We start from the raw sequence: 22,966 nt of genomic DNA on the forward strand, positions 1-22,966 counted from the left end.
AGAAGAATGAATTGGAACTATTTTACCTTTGCTAAATCGCACGCAGGAAAAGTACGCCCTTATAACGAGGATGCTCTGTTGGATATGACAGAGCAGCATATTTGGGTGGTTGCCGATGGAATGGGTGGACACAGTGCTGGCGATATAGCAAGCCAGATGCTAGTGGATAGAGTCGCGCGCCACATGCAGGATGTCTCCAATACTAATATCGATGATATCCGAAGAGTGGTTCAAGAAGCGAACTTAGAAATTTACCAATACGCACAAAATCACTTAGACGGTAAAACGATGGGAACAACACTTGTTTTGTTGTTTATTCAGGATGGGTATTACCACTGTCTTTGGGTGGGGGATAGCCGAATTTACCAGCTTAGAAGTGGTAATTTTGTCCAAAAAACACGTGATCATAGTCAAGTCATGGACTTAGTGGATCAGGGCTTATTGGCATTTGAAGATGCCGAATCTCACCCTCTTGCAAATGTTATTACCAGAGCTGTTGGGGTCGACGAAAGTGTCACTATTGATCAAGTTTCAGGGCAGTTGGCTGACGGCGATCAGTTTCTACTCTGTAGCGATGGACTCTCTAAGGAACTTACGAGTGATGAAATTCATCGGACATTGTATGCAGACTCAGTCAACCAAGCTGGATTAGCACTCATGCATTCGGCTTTGGTTCGGGGCGCAAGTGATAACGTAACTTGTGCTTTGATCAAAGTTCGCCAAGCGCAAACGGAGTGCGAAACAGTAACTAGAGAAGACGCGACAATACCTGTCTTTCTAAGAGGGAGAGCTTATGAGTAATGAAATGTTTGATTGGTATGAACAAGCGTTGGCCCCTATATCTCAAGAAAATCCTACAGGTGTTGATCCTAGAGAGGATGTATCACCACAGTCTGCTTACTATCGGTTGAAAGATCAGCGTATGGCCGCCCGCAACGCTGAACGTAATGCTCTTATAGAAGAAGAAAGTATCTATACCCACAGTAATTTATGGCGAGTATTTATTGAAGATGTCCCAGAAATACTCACGAATCAGTCTAAAGATTTGGAATTTGTTGCCTGGCTTATAGAAGCCCTAACTCGATTGTATGGTTTTCGTGGTATGGGCGTTGGCTACAAACTCGCAACCAGTTTAATTGAGAACTTTTGGGATGATCTGTACCCAATGCCTGATGAAGATGGTATTGAGACAAGAATATCGGCGATTATTGGCCTCAATGGTATCGATAGTGAAGGAACACTTATTTTTCCAATTGCTTGTATACCATTGACTGACTTAGGCGTGGAGCAAGCTTATGCCTATTGGGAATATCAGCAAGCTATAGAGCTTGAGCGCTTAGACGAAGATAAGCGCCGAAATCGAGTCGAGCTTGGGGCTGTTGAGCTATCTGAAATTACAACTACGGTTAAGTCGACTTCTGATACGTTTTATCGAGAATTAATCACGGATTTGGAGTTCGCTACAGAATCATTTAATGAGTTCAGTCAGCGATTAGACGAAGCGGTCGGTGATGTGACTCCTAGCTCTTATATATCAAAAAGACTCGAATCAATACACTCGGCATTAAAGCACCTTCTAGGAGATCGTTTCAATCAACCACAAGCCGTGTTTGAAGAGCTAGAGGATCTTGATGAATCTTCTTCTGAACAACCGTTAAGTTCACAAAGTTGTGATGCATTATTAGCGACAAACATGAAATCACGAGAGCAGGCAATTAGACAATTGCAGCAAGTAGCTGATTTCTTCCGAGAGAGTGAACCTCACTCACCAGTTTCTTACTCCATCGAACAGATTATTCGTTGGTGTGGGATGCCTCTGCCGGAGTTACTGGCGGAACTTATCTCCGACGGGGATGCAAAGAAAAGCTACTTCCGTTTGGTTGGCATAGCAGAACAAAATGAAAATTAATAAAGGGAGAATGGTATGACGAGTATCCACTCGAAACTATCACGAGTACGGAAGCCTCGTGTCCACATTACCTATGATGTTGAAACTGAAGGTACGACTCTTAAGAAAGAACTGCCTTTTGTTGTAGGTGTAATGGGTGACTTCGCTGGTCAAAACACAGAAGCGTTGAAGCCATTAAAAGACCGCCGTTTTATTCAGATCGATCGAGATAACTTTGACGATGTACTCAAAAAAATGAATCCATCGGTGAAGTTTAAAGTTGCGAATAAGCTTGCGAATGATGATTCACAGTTTGAGGTCGATTTAAACTTTAAATCAATGCAAGACTTTGAGCCTGCTGCGATCGTAAATCAAGTTGATCCACTACGCCAATTGATGGAAACGCGTAATAAACTGCGTGATTTGATGACAAAAGTTGACCGCTCAGAAGAGCTTGAAAATATCCTAGAGGATGTTTTGAACAATACAGACAATCTGGCAAGACTTGCAGGCGAGTTAGATCTTGGCAAGAAAGCGAAGTCAGACAGTACTGAAGGAGCGGAATAATGACGACTGAAGCTGAAAAACAGTTAGATCCAACTGTTAATGAACAGACAACTTCATTCTTAGATCAAGCTATTGGTGCGACTAAGCAGACCGAAGCTTCTCGTGCTGAGGAGCTGATTAAAACGCTCGCTGAAGAAGCAATGAAAGGGACAGTTACTTGGAACAAAAACCTAACAGTAACTTTTCGTGAAGCGATTAATTTGCTCGATAGGCAGATTTCTGATCAGTTGTCTGAAGTAATGCATCACCCAGAATTACAGAAACTCGAAGGTTCTTGGCGCGGCTTAAATTATCTAGTGATGAATTCAGAGACCAGCTCTACTCTGAAAGTTCGCATGATGAGTATGACCAAGAAAGAGCTACATAAAGACTTGAGCAAAGCTGTTGAGTTTGATCAAAGCCAGATCTTTAAAAAGGTTTACGAGTCTGAGTTTGGTAGTGCTGGTGGTGAACCGTATGGTGCATTGATTGGAGACTATGAGTTTACCAACCACCCAGAAGATATTGAGTCGTTACGCCTAATGTCAAATGTAGCGGCTTCTGGCTTCTCTCCATTCTTGTCCGCGGCTTCACCAGCACTATTCGGCTTTGATGAGTGGACTGAGCTGTCAAAACCACGCGACCTAGATAAGGTATTTGAATCACTAGAATACGCCCAATGGCGTTCGTTCCGCGAGAGTGCCGATTCGCGCTTCGTTAGTCTGACGATGCCAAAAGTCCTTGCTCGTTTGCCATACGGACAAGCTACCGCTCCAGTCGAAGAGTTTGGGTTTGAAGAGTTCGAAGTAGATCCTGTTTCAGGTATTGCTGTTAACGCTGAACATAACGACTACTGTTGGATGAACTCTTCGTATGTTCTTGGTGTTAAGTTAACCGACGCATTTTCAAAATATGGATTTTGTACTGCCATCCGTGGTGCAGAAGGCGGCGGTCGAGTGGATAACTTGCCAACGCATTTCTTCATGAGTGATGATGGCGACCCTGATATGAAGTGCCCAACAGAGATTGGTATTACCGACAGACGTGAGGCGGAGCTTGGTAAGCTTGGTTTCTTACCGCTTTGTCACTACAAAAACACCAACTATGCAGTGTTCTTTGGTGCGCAAACCTGTCAAAAACCAGCGAACCATGAATCCCCTGAAGCAACGGCCAATGCGGCCATTTCTGCCCGCCTACCTTATATGATGGCAACATCTCGTTTTGCGCATTATTTGAAAGTAATGGCTCGAGATAAAATTGGTAGCTTTATGGAAGCAGAAGACGTTGAGTCTTGGCTGAACCGCTGGATCCTAGGTTACGTCAATGCTTCTGAAGGCGGTGGTCAAGAGATCAGAGCGAAATACCCTCTAGCAGACGCTCGTGTTCAGGTTAAGGAAATTCCTGGCGCACCTGGTTCTTACAATGCCGTAGCATGGCTGAAACCTTGGTTGCAAATGGAAGAACTGACTACATCTTTGCGACTTGTGGCCAAGATCCCTCAGTCAGGTGGATAAGAAATGAATTGGCTGGTCGAAAGGCCAGCCATGACCAATCTTTATGTTCTAGATGGAATTAGCAGTGTCACTTAACTTTCGCGACCCTAGCAAGCTAAAACATGAGTTTAGTACCGGAGGCTATGCTGAACTTGATAGCCCGTGGTTGACTCGATTCAATGAATCTTCTGATCTTGTAGCGTCAGCGCGAATTTGGCTAGAAGGTACACGTTCAAGAGATTTGGACAGCTTTCGTCATAGTGTGATGAACACAATTAACCGCATTGATGAGCTATTAGAATCTCAACTAAATGAAATATTACATCATCCTGAGTTTCAACAGCTCGAAAGGGGGTGGGTTGGAGTTAGGTATTTATGTGAACAGGTTGATTCTCATTCATCGGATTCTGTAAAAGTTAAGGTTTTAACGGCGACATGGAATGAAATCAGTAAAGATGCTTTAAAAGCCATCGAGTTTGACCAATCAGCACTATTTAAGTTGCTCTATCAAAATGAATATGGCATGGCAGGGGGAGAACCCTTTGGTGTGGTGGTTGGAGATTATCAGCTTCGCTGTGATCCTAGTAAAAATTATTTTGATAGAGATCTGTCTGTGTTGAGTAAGATCTCTCAGTCTGCAGCTGCAGCATTCAGCCCATTTATCATGTCTGCATCGCCAGAGATGTTTGGTGTTGATAGTTTCGCTCAACTCTCTGCGATAAGAGATATAGCAGCCCAATTTGAACAGGAAGATTATGCAAAGTGGCGTAGTTTGAGAGATAACGATGACGCTAAATTTATTGGTTTGACTGCACCTAACGTCTTGTTCCGTCAGCCATACAAAAGTGATGGCTCGCGGAATGATAAATTCAATTTTCAAGAACACGTCTGCGACTCCAACCGAGATTTGCTATGGGGGAGTAGTGCGTACTGTTTTGCTGCTGTATCAATTAGAGCATTTCAGGAACATGGTTGGTTCACGCATATGCGAGGGATTAAACAAGGCGATTACAGTCAGGGTATTATCGTCGCTCCTACAAGGAGCAAGATGCGTGTTAATGGCAAGAATGATCGTGAAAGATGTCCGTTAAACTTGAAAATCTCTGAGAGAAAAGAACAAGAATTGTCTGAGTGCGGTTTTATTTCTATTTCTCCAATACCTGAGACCGATATGGTAGGGATGACCTCGAATGTATCTCTCTACAAGCCCAAACAATACGCAGAAAAGCATATTTCAACGAATGCAAAACTGACATCGATGTTGCAATACACATTGTGTGTATCGCGAGTCGCACATTATCTCAAGGTTATGGGGCGTGACAAAATTGGTGGGTATCAAGACGCGGAAAGCCTAGAGCGTGACTTTCAACGCTGGTTACATCAGTACACTACCGCATCAGATGAAGCGTCTGATGAGCTTCGGGCTAAATACCCCCTAAATGAAGCGAAAATTACAGTTCGAGAGAAAAGAGAAACTCCTGGACATTATTACTCAGTTATCCATTTGCGACCGCATTTTCAACTCGATCAAATGGTATCTAGCATTAAATTAATTACCGAATTATCACCAGAGCACATGGTGTAAGGAAATAACAATGACTCAATGGAAAAATGCTTTGTCCCAAGGCCTATTGCAACACGCTCTAGAGCAATTAATTGATGAAATTAAAGCAACCCCTAAAGATGCGAGCTTGAGAAGTTCCTTCATTGAGCTTCTTTGCATTGATGGGGACTTCGAGCGTGCGGACGCTCAGCTCATGCAATCGATTAAATTGTTTCCTGAGTATCTGCCTGGTGCAAGTCAGCTACGACATTTAGTGAAAGCAGCTCAAGCTAGAAAGGATTTTATCAATGGTGCGGCTAGTGCCAAAGTATTAGGTGATGAGGAATTAACTAAAGAGCTTGTTCGATTTAATCTTGCTCTCGGAAATCAAGAGTACGAAGAAGCGTCACGTCTATCGCATCGCATTGAAGAGCATCGCACTATTAAAGGGTTTAACGTAAACGGCACAAACTACGAAGATGCTAGAGATATTGATGATCGTTTAGGTGGTTACATTGAACTGTTTTCTACAGCAGGTAACTATTTTCTTGTACCCATATCGAGAATCCATACGCTAGAAGTTAAAGCACCTACTTCTTTGTTAGAGAGTATTTGGCGACCTGTCGAGTTTGATATCGATGGACTTGGTGAAGGCGAAGGCCATATGCCGTTGACATATGTTGACTCAGAGACCGATGCGCAAAAGTTAGGTCGAGAAACGGATTGGAAGCAGATTGGTGAGCAAGAATCTTTTGTTGGCTTGGGTCAAAAATGTTGGTTAGTCGGTGACTCAGCGCTTCCAATCTGTGATTTGACTACATTATTAGAACAGAAACAAATAGCGTAGAAATATCATGTCGTTAACCGTTTCTCTGCTCGACAAATTGATAGATAGTGATCCTCTCACTCGAGATGAGAAAGACTTCCCTGCAAGCCAGCAACAGATGTTGAGCAGCTTACTTAGAGATCTAGAGTCGATGCTGAATAGTCGTATTGGATGGAAAAATATTCCTGATGATCTTCTAGAGGTTCGTTATTCAATATTGAACTATGGGCTGCCAGATTTTTCCTCAATGCCCTATAGCAGCCAAGAAGGGCAGAATCAGCTTTGCGACATCGTTCATGATGCAATTAAAGAGTTTGAGCCGAGGTTAAGGAACCCTCATGTCCAGATTTCGGACGAGAAAAACGCTATTGATAGGGTATTGAGGTTACAGATAAATGCCACTTGCTTAATTGATAACAGTATTCATGAAGTGCGATTCAATTCTGAAGTAGAGCCGGTAAATTTAGGTATGAAACTGAGTAGAGCAAAATGAGTGAAGAGTTTCTCAAGTACTATAATCGCGAGTTAGCTTATTTGCGTCACAAAGGGCAAGAGTTTGGTGAGCAGTATCCCAAGATTGCCGCGAGACTTCGTATTAGTGAGGAACAGGTTGACGATCCACACGTAGAAAGATTGTTAGAAGGCTGCGCATTTCTAACAGCAAGGATTAGACAAAGCTTAGACAATAGTTACCCTCAGTTTACAGAGTCTTTGATGGGACAGTTATATCCGGATTTTCACGCCCCAATCCCGTCAATGTCAGTCATTAAAATGAGCTGTTCTAACTCCACTTCCTCTTATTTTGATGTAGAAGAAGGCGAGCGAGTTGTTATCGGTGCTACTGGATATCATGAATGCGAGTTTAGAACTTGTTATCCGGTCAGAATGTATCCTGTTGATGTGACCTCTGGCGTTTTTAAAAATGCGCCTTTCAAGCCAGTTGGCTCACGATGGGAAAGCAATGCTCATTCAGTTTTGAAAGTACAGCTCACGGCTCAAGATGAAGAGACTCCTCTTGGTGAAATGGGGATAGAACGGCTGCGCTTCTATTTAAACGGTCAATCTCAATTGACTTTTAAGCTCTACCAAATGCTGTTTCAAAACCTAATTGGTTTATCTGTTGTTGTGGATGGCAAAGAAGTTCGTCCTTTAACCAAAAGACATCTTTCTGAAGTGGGATTTTCAGAAGATGAGAAAGTTGTGCCATACAGTAAAAGAAGCTTTTCAGGAGCAAGATTACTTGTTGAGTATTTACACTTTCCTGAGAAGTTTATGTTCTTTGATATCACCGAACTTGGATTATCAGAGCTAGATCTTAGAGAGCAAGTCGAACTGTATTTTTACTTTGATACCAACGACGACTGGCTTCCAAAGCAAGTGGACGAAGAAAGCTTAATGGTAGGCTGTGTGCCTGTGATCAACTTATTTAAAAGTATTATGGAGCCTAAGCGTATTCTACCAACTGAATACGATTACCACTTGTCTCCACAATACCAAGAAGCTGAAAGTAATGAGGTTGTCTCAATTTCTGACGTAACGTTGAGAAACTGGAACAAAACGTACCACAATTTGCCATGTTATCACGCTGGTGAGCACACGCATTATACGAACACTAGTGAGATTTATTGGTTGATGAGACGTGAGGATAAGAACTGGGCTGGTGGGTATGATGAGCCAGGTAGAGAAACTTACATTTCTTTTGTTGATAAAAAACATCAATTGTTCAGCCCGGATAGCCGGGAAAACTGGTTAATGTACGTGGAAGCTGAGTGCTGTAACCGCAACTTAGCGCAGAAACTTCCATTTGGAGGTGGGCTGCCGCAAGTATCTTTACCGGAGGTAAATGACAATTTCGAATCTGTTCGTTGTTTAGTTTCTTTATCAGAAACTATTCGGCCAGAAATGGATGAAAGCACACGATGGCAGTTAACTAAGCTTTTAACTTTAAACCATTTTACCGAGGAAGATGGTTTAGCAACTTTGAAGCAGACCCTTAATCTCTATGCATTTTCTGGGACAGCAGAAACGAAAGCGGTAATCGATGCTTTAACTAAGTTAGAGTTTGAGCCGACTACAGGAAGAATTAGTCAGAAAGGCAAAGTTGGATTTGCGCACGGTATAAAAATTACTTTGACGGTTTCTGATCAAATTTTACCTAAAGAGCAGATCTTTCTCTTAGGTAGTGTTTTATCTGTTTACTTCTCGCAATATGCTGAAATTAACATTTTTACGCAGTTAGAAATAAGACTTAAGTCCACGGGAAAGTCTTTCCACTTATGGCCCGCATTAACTGGCGATAAGGTGTTGCTATGAGCGCAGAACAATTTTATCGAGAATTAAAGCAACATCCATTGTTTGAAGCGATTCATCTTATTGAACACGAAGTTCTGCAAGCAGAGGCGCAAATAGGAACAGATGCGTTACCGAAGCATGAAAAGCTAAACTTAAAGGTTAATCCATCATTAGGTTTTGAAAATGCTCAGCTTTGTGAACTGAAAAATATAGATGACAACAAGTTAGAGATTGAGACCAATTTAATAGGCCTAACGGGTGAGCAAGGTGTGCTTCCCCAGCACTATAGTGAATTAGCTTTACATCGCCAAAAAGAAGGCGATACGGCTATGGTGGACTTCTACGATATTTTCAATCATCGCTTATTATCTCTTTATTATCGATGTTGGCAATTGAGTCAGCTGACTGTTCAGTCTCGTGCGCATGCGCAGGGCGCGCGTTCGCCGTTAGAAAGCTGTAAATCGGCATTAACTGGGAAAGGGAGTTCACTGTCCCGGCACTATGGTGGTGTGTTTGCTTCACCAGTGAGAAGTAAAGGTGGACTAAAAAGTATTCTTGAATGTTTATCTGGATGCCAAGTAAAAGTTCATGAATTTCAAGGACAATGGTTACACCTTACGAAAGAAGAGCAAACACGCCTTGCATCCCGAACTATGCCTGAAGGGCAGTTTGCTCAACTTGGTGTAGGAGCTTCTTTGGGTTCGAAAGCATGGAATATCAACGCGGGGACAACAATAGAATTTCTGCCAAAAGATAAACAGCTAGTTAGTAAATTGCTTCCTAACCAACCCAATATAGCAATCATTAAGAACGCTGCTTATGAGCTGATTGGAAAACATAAACAACTGAAGTGGCAGCTCACCACCAAACATAGTTTGCTACCACAAGCTTGTTTATCGAAACAGCAGGGGCAGTTAGGTATTGGTTCTGTGCTTAAAAAACACGAACGTACAAAAGATCGAACTATAACAATTACTATTTAAAGGAAATGTAATGGCTTCACTCTCACTTTCAGCGTTGGTCGAAAGATTGTCTCCTCAGGCTAAGGAAACACTTGAACAGGCAGCTGCGATGGCAAGCTCCCGAACTCATCACAGTATTGAAATGTCTCACTGGTTAATGATGATTATCCGCCATCCTGACGATATTTACTCTGAAGTTTTTGACGAATTTGATGTCGATAAAATCAAGGTTGAAACCGATATTCAAAAGGCATTAGAAAAATACAAAACAGGATGCCAGTCGGTGCCTGGGCTATCAGCTCATACGGTGACTGTTATGCAAAATGCCTTGTTATCTGCAACCATTGAATTCAATCAAGAACAGTTGGGGTGCATCCATCTTTTATTTGCCTACTTGTCTGATGATACGTTAGTCAACATGGCTGGTTCGATTAGTCCTGAACTAAACAAGATAGAACCATCTCGCTTATTGAACTTTGAAGAAAGTAATGCGCCTCAATCAAGATCGAATGACTTAGCACAGTCAAACGCGAGTTCCGCCTTGAATCAATTTACAACAGACCTTACTGAGCAAGCTAGGGAAGGTAAAATAGATCCGGTGATTGGTAGAGATAATGAAATTCGCCTAATGATCGATATTTTATTAAGACGCCGACAAAACAACCCGATTCTTACCGGAGAAGCTGGTGTTGGAAAAACAGCCGTTGTTGAAGGTTTGGCGCAAAAGATCATTGATGGCGATGTACCTCCCGCTCTGCAAAATGTGGCAATTAAGTCTCTGGATTTGGCGTTACTGCAAGCCGGCGCAGGCATGAAAGGTGAGTTTGAAAACAGGCTTAAGAACCTTGTGAAGGAAGTAAACGACGCTCCACAGCCTATTATATTGTTCATTGATGAAGCTCATGGCCTAATTGGCGGTGGTGGGCAAGCGGGCCAAGGTGATGCGGCGAATATTCTGAAGCCAGCATTAGCGAGAGGTGAACTCAGAACGATCGCAGCAACAACGTGGGCAGAGTATAAAAAGTATTTTGAAAAAGATGCAGCTTTAACTAGGCGTTTTCAAGTCGTAAAGGTTGATGAGCCAGCCCCTGAGCTCGCGATCGAAATGTTACGAGGCTTACTTGATGTAATGGCACAACACCACGATGTTCATATCACTAACCAAGCTCTCAATGCAGCGGTCCAACTCTCAGCTCGATACATTAATGGTCGTCAACTGCCAGATAAAGCGGTTTCTGTTTTAGATACGGCCTGTTCTCGAGTTGCGTTAAGTCAGTCATCTACACCGGGAGGCCTAGATGCGAAAAGAAACAAACTTAAAGCAAAGCAAGCTGAATATGAGCATCTTAGCCAAGAGAATCGGCTAGGAGCATCTCTTGATGTGCAGCTGCAAGGTGTCCGAAAAGAGATTGATGCGCTATCTAATGACATTATTGAATTAGAAGTACTTTGGGAAAAAGAAAAAGAATGGGTAAGTGAAGCTAAGTCACTTAGAACCCAAATAATCCAGGAGGGTTCTGAGACTGCGAGAGACAAGTTACAAGAGCTTGAAAATAACCTCTCCGCTAACTCACAGCCCTTAGTTTTTTCGCATGTAAATGAAGCGCTAATCGCAGAAGTTATTTCGGATTGGACCGGTATACCGCTGGGTAAACTTCAGGATGATGAAATCCAAGCAGTATTGGGTTTGAAAGAAAGTTTGTGTAAGCGAGTTGTCGGGCAGGATCACGCTTTAGAGCTCATGTCTGAAGTGATAAAAACCGCGAGTGCGCAGCTCACGGATGAGACACGACCAAATGGTGTATTTCTCCTAACCGGACCAAGCGGAGTGGGTAAAACCGAATCGGCTTTGGCGATTGCAGAGAAAGTGTATGGTAGTGAAGAAAATGTCACGACTATCAATATGTCGGAATTTAAGGAAGAGCATAAAGTCTCATTGCTATTAGGTTCTCCTCCTGGTTATGTCGGTTATGGAGAAGGAGGTGTACTGACTGAAGCTGTTAGACGTAAACCTTATAGTGTAATTCTCCTCGATGAAATGGAAAAAGCGCACCCTGGTGTTCAAGATATTTTTTATCAGGTATTTGATAAAGGCTCAATTAAAGACGGTGAAGGTCGAGATATAGACTTTAAAAACACTATTATTATTATGACCGCGAACACAGGGACCGAAACGACGATGTCTTTGTATTCTGATCCTGATTTAGCGCCTGAGCCGTCAGCGCTAAAAGATGCTTTACGCGATGATTTGTTGGTTGACTTTAAACCAGCATTTTTAGGGCGTGTGAATGTATTACCTTATTTGCCTCTATCAAGAAAAGTATTGATAGAAATAACAAAATTAAAGTTGGATAAAATTACGAATCGTATTCGTAAGCACTATAACGCTGACCTGTTTTTTGATGAGGAACTAATTAATGATATTGTAGACAATAGCAATGAGTCTGGGAGTGGTGCGCGTGTGGTACAAACAACCATAGAAAATACATTGCTTCCGAAGATTTCTCATGAAATATTGCATGCAATTCTTAATGATAAGACGTTTGATGAAATTATTGTTAAAGGTACAACTAGTGGACTTGATGTCTCAATAGTTTAACATCCTTTACACTCTCAATAATAATTGGGAGTTGGTTCATATTAACTATTATTTTTTATAAAAAACGCTTAAATTAAATCTTATTTAAAGATATAACAGGGCGTATTTAAAATGAAGTTTTTGATACATTAATCACTAATTATCACCAAACGTCAGATAATTAAATTATTACGATATATGTCAATTAATAATGCTATAGGAGATTAGCATGCAGTCTAATACGTATCTTAAATACGCAGATATTAAGGGTGAGGCAACAGCCGAGCAATACAAAGATTTGATTACACTACTATCTGTAGATTGGAGTGTAGGTCGTGAGATCTCATCATACACTGGTACAGCGATGGACCGTGAAGCGAGCGCTACTCGTCTATATGATTTGACTATCACTAAACTTCAAGACCGTTCTTCTCCTGACTTATTTAAAGAAGCGACGATTGGTAAAGGTAAACCAGCGGTTTTCCATATTACTAAGCAGGGTGAGAAGGTTGAAGAGATCATGAAGATCGAACTGACTGATGCGATGATTTCTAACTACTCAGTTTCTATCCAAGACGATCGTCCAGTTGAAACTATCACAATTTCTTACACAGAAATGATGATGACAGTGACTCCTACTGACGATAAGAACAACACTTCTGCTCCATTGGTATACGGCTACAGCGGTGTTAAAGGTCAACAAATGTAATTTTCATGCGGGGGAGTATTCCTCCGCATTTTTTTGAAAGAAGTATTTAATGAAAAGAGCAACTCAAGATAACAATTTCATCCGAATTTCTTCGCCATTCGGTAAAGATGCCATCATACTAAACTCGTTTGAGTATAGAGAAGAGATCTCAGAACTTTTTTCATTGCGTGCTAAAGCTTACTTTAATGATCAACGAAGTGAGTTAAACGAAATTATTGGTAAGGAAGTTACCATTACCCTTGAAAATAATGAGGATGTTTCTTCAAATCCTCGTTATATGCATGGTTATGTTTCTGCTGCAAGATTAGAAGGGAAAAGGGTTTCTAATACACATAAAGGCGAAAATTATAAAAACATAGAATTATTAATAGAGCCTAAATTACGTTTCGCTGAATATCGAAAAAATTGCAGAATATTTCAGCATAAAGATATAAAGGAAATTATCTCTGAAGTACTATCGGAACATAGTGTTGCCTTTAGTTTTGAGTTAACCAAGTCCTATCCTAAATACACATACAAAGTACAATATGAAGAATCAGATCTTGAATTTGTTCGACGTCTGTTATCGGAGGAGGGGCTATCATTTAGTTTTACACATACTAAGTCTGCCCATACGCTCAATATTTTTGATGACATCAGTTTTTATAAGCCGGGTACTGAGTTTTTAGTCGATTTTGATACAGGTACGGCGAAATCTAGCCACATTTCTTCTTGGCATGAAACGCAAATTCTGACTACTAAAGCGAGTCAAAAGTCAGGCTATAACATGCTCAAGCCTTCTTCGAATCCTAAAAATACTGCAAAGGGTGAAAGTGATTTTTTTACAGTACCTGGAAGCGAGTATTTTGAATACATGGGTGAAATGGAGAGCAATGATCAATACGCACTGAGAAACACGCATGCAATAGAAGCACTACAGCAAAATGCATATTTGTGTCGTGGCGAGGCTACGTGCAGAACATTCAGTGTGGGCAAGTGCTTCAAGTTTAAAAAGCATGAAGATAAATCTCGAGTCGGCAAAGAATATGTACTGTCTTCTGTTTTTTTGTCTGCTGCTGTTTATAACCAGACTGGTCAAGGTGGGACCGGTGCGCAAGGTGTCAAAGTCTCGTTTAGTTGTGTTGACTCAAAGACAATCCTGCGTCCTTCAGTTAACTACCCGAAACCTCAGATGAAAGGTTTGCAAACCGCAGTAGTTACGGGGAACAAAGATGGTGAAATTTACATAGACAAACATGGCCGTATCAAAGTTCAGTTTCACTGGGACCGTGTTGGTAAATACGATGTAAATAGTTCATGTTGGATTCGTGTTGCGCAAAATATTGCAGGTAACGGATGGGGGTCGGTGTTTCACCCTAGAGTCGGACAAGAGGTCATCGTCGAGTTTGTTAACGGAGACCCTGATCAACCAATCGTTACGGGGTCACTATATAACGGTAGTCAACTCCCTCCTTACGCTTTACCAGAGCAAAGTTCTCAGAGTGGTTATAAATCACGCTCTGTACAAAAAGGTACATCCAATTTTAATGAGTTGCGCTTCGATGATAAGCCTGGTGAAGAGCACATTTATCTTCATGCTGAAAAACTGTTCCAAATGCTAGTTGAAGACTGTGTTGATATCGCCGTTGAAAACAGTAAAACCGAAAAAGTGACCAATGATGTTAATCAAGAGGTTGGTCAGAACGCGAGCTTGAAAGTAGGTAAAAACTTTTCGAATGAAACGGGTGAAGTACTGTCTTTTAATGCAGGAAAGAGCGTCGAGATCAAAGTAGGTGGTGCTTCTATTCAGATGTCTAGCTCTGGAGAAATCAATATCAAAGGTAATAAAATATCCATTAACGGCTCAGCTATTGCTCTTAAAGCTGGGCAAATTTCATTGAACTAAGGTGATTTAAAGTGGGTAAACCAGCCGCAATTTTGGGCAGCTTTCATCTTTGCCCTAAAAAAACAGGAAAGATACCGCATGTCGGTGGTCCCGTCGTTGTTGGTTCACCAAACGTAACGATTGGCGGTATACCTGCGGCAAGACAAGGCGACAAGCTTATTTGTATCGGTCCTCCGGATAGTATCTCAGCAGGTTCTTCTAGCGTAACAATCAACGGTAAACCAGCCGCGAGAGTCGGCGATTCAACGTCTCATGGTGGCAAAATTCTATCTGGTATGCCTACGGTTTTAATCGGAGGCTAGATGCCACTCGCATTTCAAACGCATCTTCTATCCTTTAATGGCCGTTCACACACCGTTCGCGAGATAGCTGATGATTCTTTTAGATTGTCCGAGGAAATCCGACCCCCTGACTTTGCTCAATCAATAGATGAGCATATATTAAGCCTCGTGCGCTCTGAGCGCGAGAGTCTTGAGCAAGTTGATATCAAAGGGAATCTCTGTGTTCTTTTACCATCTTCGGTAGACAAAAGTTTGCTTAAAGCATTGATAAGCGAGCTTTCTATTTTCGTTGGCCAAACTGTCAATACTGAAATTTACTTTTATCCTTATGGCCAAGCTGCATTTTTGATGGCACTAAATCGGATAAATCGTGAAGTTAATGAAACGCAAGCGACTTGGATACTGGCTATAGAGGTTACGAGTGATGTAGAAGGGCATGTCAAACCTCAAAGCTCTATCATTTTAACCAAGTGCTTTTTTCGACATTCAGGTCTTGTGCCTGATGTTGTTCGAATTGATTTAGATGCCAAACAACAACGCATCGCCGTGGACAAGGTGTTTAAGCAATTAGGAGTAAGTTGTGAACATCCACTCAGTCAATTGTATTTATCCGTTAATAAGGAAGAACCGCAATGGTTAAACTCAATGCAATTCTTGTCTCCGTGGGTGACCGATCAAACTCAGTATCAATTTGTTGATATCAAACTTGGCGGATTGGGTGCATGTGGCGGCGTTTTAAAAGCGTTAGTGATTGATGAGCTTCAAAGAAGCAGCCCCTGCCCAGACTTTCACGTGTTGCAAGCGGACATCGAGTCAGATGGCTATGCGGTAGGAGTAATATACAATTGGCGTAGTGAATAGGTCTGGCTATTGCTTTTCCTTCTAGTAGTAGTAGCTGAGGTTTTAGTGATGCAAATGTTATGGGGGATTGACTCGAAACTGGCCCTTTAATGATGTTTGGACAATGACTAGGCGCAGCTTGCTTTTCAAAATAGCTTTGCTCACCGCGTTTTTACAGTGTTCTTCTCGCTTTCTGATTAAATAGCCAGCCATAGAACACAAACCACATGAAAAGCTGTTCGACTCAAGATATCCTTACCGAAATAAAATAACTTGAGTTTTGGCTTGTTCGAGATCCCACCCGTGACGCATTCCTTTTTATAAACGGTACATGGACTCTGACAGAAGCAAGCCTACTCATAGAATTGGCGGAAAGTGAATTCGAATGAAGTTTATCCACACCTCAGATTGGCATCTTGGTCGACAATTCCACAACGTATCACTACTCGAAGATCAACAAGCAGTACTCGAACAACTGATTAACTATATTGAACGCAACCCCGTCGATGCAGTTGTAGTGGCGGGAGATATCTATGACCGTTCGGTGCCACCAACGGTTGCAATAGAACTGTTAAATCGAGTCGTGAAACGCATTTGTACCGAGTTAGAAACACCAATGATATTGATATCTGGCAACCATGATGGTGCAGAAAGGCTAGGTTTCGGCTCAGAGCAAATGAAAAATGCAGGTCTCCATATTGTTAGCAACTTTGAAGAGATGCTCACTCCCATCATCATAAAAACGGACTCTGCGGACGAGGTCGCGTTTTATGGTATGCCTTATAACGACCCTGAACAGGTCAGGTTTGCCTACAAAGCCTCGGTATCCACTCATGATGAGGCTCATCAATTGCTTGTTGAGCAAATTAAAGAGCGCTTTATCTCTAAGCAAAAGCGCGTGCTCGTGAGTCACTGTTTTGTTGATGGGGCTATCGAGTCAGACTCTGAACGACCATTATCTATTGGTGGTTCTGATCGCGTGAGTCATGAACACTTCTTAGATTTTGACTACGTCGCACTTGGTCATTTGCATCAGCCTCAAAAGAAAGGCGCAGAGCATATCCGTTACTCTGGCTCTCTCATGAAGTATAGCTTTGGTGAACAGAACCAGAGAAAAGGTTTCACGTTAGTTGAACTGGACAAGAAAGGATTCGTTTCTGCAAAGCATATTGATCTTACGGCTCCTCATGAAATGCGTATTGTAGAGGGCGAGCTGGATAAAGTTATTGAGCAAGGGAAAACAGACCCCAAGAATGAAGATTATTTGTTAGTTCGTTTGATGGATAAACATGCGATTTTAAACCCAATGGAAAAACTTCGTTCAGTGTATCCAAACGTTTTACACCTTGAGAAACCTGGCATGTTAATTGGGGTAGAGCAGGAAATGGCGCAAGCAAAGTTGGCGCGAAGCGAAATTGATATGTTCCGAGATTTTTTTATTGAGGCGCAAGATAGCCAGTTGTCTAAAGAGCAAGAGCAAGCTGTTACTGACATTATTAAGCAATTATCACAGCAATAGGGACCAAAGATGAAACCAATTAAACTAACCATGCAAGCCTTTGGTCCGTTTGCAAAAACTGAAATCATTCATTTTGAGAAGCTTGGCAGTAACCCTCTATTTTTGATTAATGGTCCTACAGGTTCCGGTAAAACGTCGATCTTAGATGCCATTTGCTTCGCCCTTTATGGTGAAACCACAGGTAATGAGCGACAAGGTATTCAGATGCGGTGTGACTTATCCGCGCAAGACTTACCAACCGAAGTAGTTCTCGAATTTTCGTTACACGGTAAACAATACCGAGTTGTTCGATCCCCTGAGCAGGAAGCGCCCAAGGCCCGTGGTGAAGGGATGACGATTAAAAAGCACACTGCGGCTCTTTATGAACTCGGTGAGACTGAAACGCTTATCACCAGCAAGACGACTCAGGTTAAAACTGAAGTTAGCAATATTATTGGCTTGAATGAAACTCAATTTCGTCAAGTTATGGTGTTGCCTCAAGGAAAATTCCGAGAACTGTTGCTTGCTAGTTCTAAAGAGCGTGAAGAAATTTTTGGCCAGCTCTTTCAAACTGACATATATAAAAAAATTGAGTACGCGCTCAAAGATAAAGCGAGTGCAATTAGTAAAGCGAAAGGCGAATTTGATAATCAAATTCGAGGTGCTTTACAAGTTGCAGAAGCGAGTTCTGAACAAGAACTATTACAACAACTGGAACAAGTAACTAAGCAATTAGAGTCTGATAAAAAGAATGAGCAAGCAGCGTTAGATAAGCTCAATACTGCTAAATCTGAATTGCAAAAAGCGGAAACCTTGAATGGAGAGTTTTCGAAACGAGAGCAAGCAGAAAGCGCACTCAAGCTGCATCTAGAACACTCAGATTCGATAAAAGCTCGTCAACAGCAATTAGAAAACGCTAAAAATGCCAATAAGATAGAGTTGCCCTACATCTCATTACAAAATGCAAAAGCTCAAACGCAAGATCTTAGGCAAAAAATCGTAGCTTTGAAAGAGAGTCTCGAAAAAGCTCATGTCGTTGCGAGAGAACAAGAAAACTTGCAGCAAAGTGCAAAAGAGGCCGCGGCAAAGGTCCCGCAGTTAACGCAACTGCAGTATCAGCTTGAAAGTATGAAAAACAAGTTGGTCGAGAAAGACAATTTGGAAAGTAAAATAACGGCGGGTTATCAACAAAAACAACAATTTGAAGCAACGTTAAAACAGTACATAGAACTAAAAGATAAGTTAACGTTACAGGCCCAGCAGGGACAGAAGGAGCTAGAGAAAGCACGAGTTGATGTTGCGCTTATTGGCAGCATCGATGCGGAAATAAAACAAAAACAACGGCTGTTACAGGATCTACAAAAGCTGCATGATCTTACTTTAGAGCTCTCTAAACTCAATGCGCTAACTGTAGGCAAGCAGCAGTCACTACACGAAGCCAGTCAGCGCTATATGCAGCGTCAACAAGCCGCTGATACGATAGAGCTTAAGTGGCACAACGCTCAAGCGGCAGTATTAGCGCAGCGACTAAAAGCAGGTGAAGCATGCCCGGTGTGTGGTAGCGAAACGCATCCTAACCCCGCAACGTTTGTTGAAGAAGCCGTTACAAAAGAGCAAGTTCAGGCGGCTAGAGCGAAAGAGCGAGAAGCTCAAACCTTGTTGAACCAACTAAGCAATCAGCTAGAACAACATAACGTTGTCATTAGTCAGTATCAGAATCAGTATAACCAGTTGAAAGAGGAGTTGGGTGAGTATGCTACATCTGAGATCTCGACGGTTCAAAATGATTTGCAAGCGCTTAATGCTCAACTCCTACGTCTACAAGCTATTGATATTGAAAAGCTAGAAAAGAACGTTGAACAGCTTAATCAACGCTGCGTCGTGGGTGAAAATAAAATTCATGAGCTGCAGAATCAAATGGCGGCAAATGAATCAACCGTTAAAGCGAACCAAGAACAATTGGCTCAATCACAAGCTTCTATTGACCCAAAATACAGTTCCGCTGACTTGCTTGAACGTGAAATTTTGCTGACAAAAGAGCAAATTCTGAGTTTGAACACAGGCTTAGAAAAGGCGCAAAACGCTTTGCAGCAAGCGATATTGGAGAAATCAAATGCGGAAAGTCACTTAGCGACGAACAAGCAGTGGTTATCTGAGTCAGAGCAAAAACTTAGCCAAGCAGAATTAGCGTGGAATGAGGCACTACAGGCGAGTAAATTTGAGGATGAAAGCCATTATCTAAGTAGTCGAGTGGGAGATGATGAACTTCAAGCCTGGCAGCAAGAAATAGACAGCTTCAAACAGGCACAAACCAAGCTTGAGCAAACACTACATGATTTAAATCATGCATTGAAAGATCTTGAAAGGCCTAATTTAGAGTCGTTTAACGACAGGTTAACCACTCTGCAGACGCAATATATTGAAGTAAGGAATCAACTTGATACCACACGCTCAATATTTGAACGTCTTGAAAAGGTTCGTAAAGATATTGCCGTGTTGCATGAGAAAAATAGTAAGTTAGAAGAAGAATACAAAGTCTTTGGTACGTTGTACGACGTTGCTAGCGGTAAAACAGGCAGCAGGGTTAGCCTACATCGCTTTGTTCTTGGTGTACTGTTGGATGATGTGCTGATTCAGGCCTCTCAACGCTTAAGCCTTATGAGTAAAGGGCGCTATATTCTTGCTCGAAAAACAGAGGGCTTCAAAGGCGCTGCGGGTCGCGGCTTAGATTTAATGGTTGAAGATGGCTACACAGGAAAAACGCGTGATGTTGCGACACTTTCCGGCGGTGAATCATTTATGGCAGCGCTTGCTCTGGCACTTGGTTTGTCGGATGTTGTGCAATCCTATAGTGGCGGTATCCGTTTAGACACTTTATTTATTGATGAGGGCTTCGGTAGTTTAGACCCAGAGTCTTTAGATCTTGCTATTCAAACGCTAGTGGACCTGCAACAGACTGGGCGCATGATCGGTGTTATTTCTCACGTTTCTGAGTTGAAAGAACAAATGGCGCAGAGGATTGATGTAGAACCATCAAGACTTGGTTCAACGGTGTCGATTAAATCTCAATGTCGCTTCGCTGTCTAATTCAGTGACTACTGTTAGATCAAAAAGCCCCTAATGTTGGGGCTTTCTGACTAAGTCGCTACTGTTCGCAAAAGTGGCCTTCTTTTGGCGATTGGGTAATCGCATATTCGCCATCGAGGTTGCGATAAACAATCGTGTTCCAAACAGAGCCATCATCCAATTCAAACTCAATAGCATAGTTGACGCCACTAACGATTTGCGCGTGAACATTCAGTATTTGTTTAAACGACGCTATTGTGTCCATTTTCTTTAAAACAAAGGCCATTGCCTTTTGTGCATCAGGGGTCGCGTTAAACTCATTCCACCCACCTGGCATGTTTCCTTGTGCATTACATACATCTGCCGAGGTCGTTAATTGTGTCGTTTCGCTCGGCTTTTCCTGCTGACAACCTGCAAGTAACACCAAAAGTGCACAAACTGACACTGTTTTTAATTTCATAACAATAACCTCTGTCTATAACGCAACGTATTATAGGAGGGTGATATGCCTACGAATGTCTATGTTGTGCAAAGTTTCTATATGCATAGGGTTAAATGCTGACAAAATATACAAGCATGGTCAGCTTGTAAGTCAAAAATAGAGCAATCTTGTTAACGATTTGCTGAGATGACGAGGTTTCGGTGTTCAGCGCGCTATTGATGATGAAGAATTGTGATGTGTCCCTATTAGGGCGATGGTGCGGCTTAGTGATCGATTTGTTATCTTCTAGAGTAAAATCAATCACTAATTAAAATTTAGGTGTTGTATGAAATCGATAAAAATATTTTTACTTTTGTCACTTGCAACTTTATTTGGTTGTACCTCGAAGCCGGATGGGGTGGAACCCGTGAATAATTTCGATTTAGAGCCATATCTAGGTAAGTGGTACGAAATTGCACGCCTAGACCATTCATTTGAGCGAGGCTTATCCAACGTTACCGCTGAGTATCAGGTTCGCGAGGATGGTGGGGTTAAGGTGATAAACCGTGGATATTCCGAAGAAGAGCGACAGTGGTCAGAAGCTGAAGGCAAAGCTTATTTTGTTGAAGATAAAACGGTTGGACACTTAAAGGTTTCCTTTTTTGGGCCAATATACTCTTCTTACATTGTTTTTGAGCTAGGTGAAAACTATGACTATGCGTTTGTTTCCGGTTACAACCACGACTATTTGTGGCTACTGTCTAGAACGCCTAACGTTGATGAGAAAGTAGTGGAGCGCTTTAAGTACGTAGCTAAAGAGAAAGGTTTCGCTATAGACGAGCTCATTTTTGTTGAACAAGAGAAACAAAGACAGCTTTAAGTTCATCAGCGTGGCTGAAAAAGCGGACAGAGGGGAAGCTTCCTAATTAAGAGCTCAGTTTGTCATTTCGCTTAACAGTAATTTGTTACCGCGTAACTTAATGTGGTCAAAATGGATATAGCCCCATCATTTGTGATTACTCGTGATGGGGCTTATATAAATTTGAGTGAGCGTCGAAAGGTTGATCTATCAACAAACGGTTATGGTTTACTTAATCAAACGAACGATCAGGGAACCTGGTGCTCGAATAGATTCAACATTGTGGCTAAGTACTGTGCCGCTTGTTGGGGCGGTGTAGCGTTTAATCTCAGCGCCAAAGCTGTCGTATTGAATCGCAAGAAGTTGGCCTTGCTCGACAAAATTCATCAAACTGACATGAGGCAGTACAAAGCCGCCGTGTGTCGCTTTCACACTGACGATTTCGTTTCCTTCCAAGCATGACGTAATAGGGTCCATATCACCTTCAACAATGTTATGCTTTTTCAGCACATTAAAAATGCCTGTTACAGTTCGACTGATGAGCTCTTGCTCGGTGTATCGCCCCATACCTACTTCAACTGTAATGCTTGGGACACCATGGTTATTCCAAACCGTTTCAAGGACGCCAGCATCTCCAGGATCATTTAAAATCGCATCAGGATTAATGAGACGAGCCATTTCTAATGATTGCTCGATTCGGAAATCTGCAAACACGTAAAGTGGATAGGCCGCACCACTGGTTTGAGTGTGAAGGTCAATGGCTAAATCAGCATTTGGCTTGAGCAAATCATTCCACAATGCATATAAGTAACGTTGGGCCTCATTGCCGTTTTGGTCACCAGGAAAAAAGCGGTTTAAGTTTGCAGGAGACGCATCAGGATCTGCGGAATAGAAATCGCGGCTGTGGTTTAGCATACCTGGCATGTTAATGGTTGGAACAATAGTGACAGTACCAGCGACTTCAGTGCCGATGAGCTCTCGAGCAGTTTTCTGCGCTGCTAACACACCATTGTACTCATCACCATGAACCCCTGCGGTAATTATGATCTTCTTGCCAGGTTTTTCACCTTTGAACACTAGCACAGGTAGGTGTTGCCACTGAGAGAGAGCATTCGTTGCGATGCGAAACCAAAACTTATGCTCGCCCGAATTTAGGTCTGCTACATTGAGAGATTGAATCACTTGATGACCCTGAATCATGTCATCGAGAAATTGTGTTGCCATTAAAGTTACCACTCCAAAACCATAAGCTAATCTAAAACCTTAGCGTCGTCATACG

General features: G+C 42.0%; 19 protein-coding genes. 17 read left to right on the top strand and 2 right to left on the bottom strand.

Annotated features, from left to right (window positions below; genetic code table 11):
- Positions 1-6: 6 nt before the first annotated feature.
- From R7E78_RS14350 to R7E78_RS14425, 16 genes are all read left to right on the top strand, one after another.
- Positions 7-801 carry a PP2C family protein-serine/threonine phosphatase gene (locus tag R7E78_RS14350; RefSeq protein WP_005375947.1) on the top strand — a complete coding sequence of 265 codons (795 nt, stop codon included), beginning with the start codon at positions 7-9 and terminating at the stop codon, positions 799-801.
- On the top strand, positions 794-1,909 hold the full coding sequence (gene tssA, locus R7E78_RS14355; protein WP_256902665.1) for a type VI secretion system protein TssA: 1,116 nt from the start codon (positions 794-796) through the stop codon (positions 1,907-1,909). Before R7E78_RS14350 ends, tssA begins: the two co-directional genes overlap by 8 nt.
- 15 nt (positions 1,910-1,924) lie before the next feature.
- Positions 1,925-2,455 carry a type VI secretion system contractile sheath small subunit gene (gene tssB, locus R7E78_RS14360; RefSeq protein ID WP_005375949.1) on the top strand — a complete coding sequence of 177 codons (531 nt, stop codon included), beginning with the start codon at positions 1,925-1,927 and terminating at the stop codon, positions 2,453-2,455.
- Positions 2,455-3,948 (top strand): type VI secretion system contractile sheath large subunit, encoded by a 1,494-nt coding sequence (gene tssC, locus R7E78_RS14365; RefSeq protein WP_005375950.1) that lies wholly within the window; start codon positions 2,455-2,457, stop codon positions 3,946-3,948. The genes tssB and tssC (R7E78_RS14365) overlap by 1 nt, the downstream gene beginning before the upstream one ends.
- A 52-nt stretch (positions 3,949-4,000) precedes the next feature.
- Positions 4,001-5,512, top strand: coding sequence for a type VI secretion system contractile sheath large subunit (tssC, locus tag R7E78_RS14370; RefSeq protein ID WP_047100991.1), 1,512 nt, complete (start codon positions 4,001-4,003; stop codon positions 5,510-5,512).
- Positions 5,513-5,522: 10 nt separating this feature from the next.
- On the top strand, positions 5,523-6,317 hold the full coding sequence (locus R7E78_RS14375; protein ID WP_318057982.1) for a type VI secretion system accessory protein TagJ: 795 nt from the start codon (positions 5,523-5,525) through the stop codon (positions 6,315-6,317).
- Between the two features lie 7 nt (positions 6,318-6,324).
- On the top strand, positions 6,325-6,789 hold the full coding sequence (gene tssE / locus R7E78_RS14380) for a type VI secretion system baseplate subunit TssE (protein ID WP_017635621.1): 465 nt from the start codon (positions 6,325-6,327) through the stop codon (positions 6,787-6,789).
- A complete protein-coding gene (gene tssF / locus R7E78_RS14385) occupies positions 6,786-8,609 on the top strand; it encodes a type VI secretion system baseplate subunit TssF (protein ID WP_318057983.1) in 1,824 nt (607 codons plus the stop codon). The genes tssE and tssF overlap by 4 nt, the downstream gene beginning before the upstream one ends.
- Complete coding sequence (tssG, locus tag R7E78_RS14390; protein ID WP_238854903.1) at positions 8,606-9,571, top strand: type VI secretion system baseplate subunit TssG; 966 nt, start codon at positions 8,606-8,608, stop codon at positions 9,569-9,571. Before tssF ends, tssG begins: the two co-directional genes overlap by 4 nt.
- Before the next feature lie 10 nt (positions 9,572-9,581).
- On the top strand, positions 9,582-12,149 hold the full coding sequence (tssH, locus tag R7E78_RS14395; RefSeq protein ID WP_318057984.1) for a type VI secretion system ATPase TssH: 2,568 nt from the start codon (positions 9,582-9,584) through the stop codon (positions 12,147-12,149).
- 208 nt (positions 12,150-12,357) lie between these two features.
- Positions 12,358-12,837 (top strand): Hcp family type VI secretion system effector, encoded by a 480-nt coding sequence (locus R7E78_RS14400; protein WP_005375967.1) that lies wholly within the window; start codon positions 12,358-12,360, stop codon positions 12,835-12,837.
- Positions 12,838-12,886: 49 nt separating this feature from the next.
- Positions 12,887-14,722, top strand: coding sequence for a type VI secretion system tip protein TssI/VgrG (gene tssI / locus R7E78_RS14405; protein ID WP_206949029.1), 1,836 nt, complete (start codon positions 12,887-12,889; stop codon positions 14,720-14,722).
- An 11-nt stretch (positions 14,723-14,733) separates the two neighbouring features.
- A complete protein-coding gene (locus R7E78_RS14410) occupies positions 14,734-15,024 on the top strand; it encodes a PAAR domain-containing protein (protein ID WP_005375969.1) in 291 nt (96 codons plus the stop codon).
- Complete coding sequence (locus R7E78_RS14415; RefSeq protein WP_239939063.1) at positions 15,025-15,864, top strand: NAD/NADP transhydrogenase subunit beta; 840 nt, start codon at positions 15,025-15,027, stop codon at positions 15,862-15,864.
- 364 nt (positions 15,865-16,228) lie between these two features.
- Positions 16,229-17,362 carry an exonuclease SbcCD subunit D gene (locus R7E78_RS14420; RefSeq protein ID WP_005375971.1) on the top strand — a complete coding sequence of 378 codons (1,134 nt, stop codon included), beginning with the start codon at positions 16,229-16,231 and terminating at the stop codon, positions 17,360-17,362.
- Positions 17,363-17,371: 9 nt separating this feature from the next.
- Entirely contained in the window at positions 17,372-20,428 is a 3,057-nt protein-coding gene (locus R7E78_RS14425) for an SMC family ATPase (protein WP_318057985.1), read from the top strand.
- 58 nt (positions 20,429-20,486) lie between these two features.
- On the opposite strand, the gene R7E78_RS14430 is transcribed toward R7E78_RS14425, so the two are convergent.
- A complete protein-coding gene (locus R7E78_RS14430) occupies positions 20,487-20,867 on the bottom strand; it encodes a cystatin domain-containing protein (protein WP_005387498.1) in 381 nt (126 codons plus the stop codon).
- 307 nt (positions 20,868-21,174) lie between these two features.
- Here R7E78_RS14430 and R7E78_RS14435 point away from each other — a divergent pair, with 307 nt between their 5' ends.
- Positions 21,175-21,708, top strand: coding sequence for a lipocalin family protein (locus R7E78_RS14435; RefSeq protein WP_017820207.1), 534 nt, complete (start codon positions 21,175-21,177; stop codon positions 21,706-21,708).
- Positions 21,709-21,915: 207 nt separating this feature from the next.
- Here R7E78_RS14435 and R7E78_RS14440 read toward each other — a convergent pair whose 3' ends face one another.
- Complete coding sequence (locus R7E78_RS14440; protein ID WP_064354822.1) at positions 21,916-22,911, bottom strand: succinylglutamate desuccinylase/aspartoacylase family protein; 996 nt, start codon at positions 22,909-22,911, stop codon at positions 21,916-21,918.
- Positions 22,912-22,966 lie beyond the last annotated feature (55 nt).

It is taken from the genome of Vibrio sp. YT-19(2023) (assembly GCF_033337395.1).

What these genes read in the sequence shown, in the direction of transcription:
- tssB (WP_005375949.1), top strand. Translation starts at nt 1,925, where the DNA reads ATGACGAGTATCCACTCGAAACTATCACGAGTACGGAAGCCTCGTGTC.
- R7E78_RS14375 (WP_318057982.1), top strand. Translation starts at nt 5,523, where the DNA reads ATGACTCAATGGAAAAATGCTTTGTCCCAAGGCCTATTGCAACACGCT.
- R7E78_RS14415 (WP_239939063.1), top strand. Translation starts at nt 15,025, where the DNA reads ATGCCACTCGCATTTCAAACGCATCTTCTATCCTTTAATGGCCGTTCA.
- tssF (WP_318057983.1), top strand. Translation starts at nt 6,786, where the DNA reads ATGAGTGAAGAGTTTCTCAAGTACTATAATCGCGAGTTAGCTTATTTG.
- tssG (WP_238854903.1), top strand. Translation starts at nt 8,606, where the DNA reads ATGAGCGCAGAACAATTTTATCGAGAATTAAAGCAACATCCATTGTTT.
- R7E78_RS14435 (WP_017820207.1), top strand. Translation starts at nt 21,175, where the DNA reads ATGAAATCGATAAAAATATTTTTACTTTTGTCACTTGCAACTTTATTT.
- tssC (WP_047100991.1), top strand. Translation starts at nt 4,001, where the DNA reads ATGGAATTAGCAGTGTCACTTAACTTTCGCGACCCTAGCAAGCTAAAA.
- tssE (WP_017635621.1), top strand. Translation starts at nt 6,325, where the DNA reads ATGTCGTTAACCGTTTCTCTGCTCGACAAATTGATAGATAGTGATCCT.
- R7E78_RS14420 (WP_005375971.1), top strand. Translation starts at nt 16,229, where the DNA reads ATGAAGTTTATCCACACCTCAGATTGGCATCTTGGTCGACAATTCCAC.
- tssH (WP_318057984.1), top strand. Translation starts at nt 9,582, where the DNA reads ATGGCTTCACTCTCACTTTCAGCGTTGGTCGAAAGATTGTCTCCTCAG.
- R7E78_RS14425 (WP_318057985.1), top strand. Translation starts at nt 17,372, where the DNA reads ATGAAACCAATTAAACTAACCATGCAAGCCTTTGGTCCGTTTGCAAAA.
- R7E78_RS14440 (WP_064354822.1), bottom strand. Translation starts at nt 22,911, where the DNA reads ATGGCAACACAATTTCTCGATGACATGATTCAGGGTCATCAAGTGATT.
- R7E78_RS14430 (WP_005387498.1), bottom strand. Translation starts at nt 20,867, where the DNA reads ATGAAATTAAAAACAGTGTCAGTTTGTGCACTTTTGGTGTTACTTGCA.
- R7E78_RS14350 (WP_005375947.1), top strand. Translation starts at nt 7, where the DNA reads ATGAATTGGAACTATTTTACCTTTGCTAAATCGCACGCAGGAAAAGTA.
- tssI (WP_206949029.1), top strand. Translation starts at nt 12,887, where the DNA reads ATGAAAAGAGCAACTCAAGATAACAATTTCATCCGAATTTCTTCGCCA.
- tssA (WP_256902665.1), top strand. Translation starts at nt 794, where the DNA reads ATGAGTAATGAAATGTTTGATTGGTATGAACAAGCGTTGGCCCCTATA.
- tssC (WP_005375950.1), top strand. Translation starts at nt 2,455, where the DNA reads ATGACGACTGAAGCTGAAAAACAGTTAGATCCAACTGTTAATGAACAG.
- R7E78_RS14400 (WP_005375967.1), top strand. Translation starts at nt 12,358, where the DNA reads ATGCAGTCTAATACGTATCTTAAATACGCAGATATTAAGGGTGAGGCA.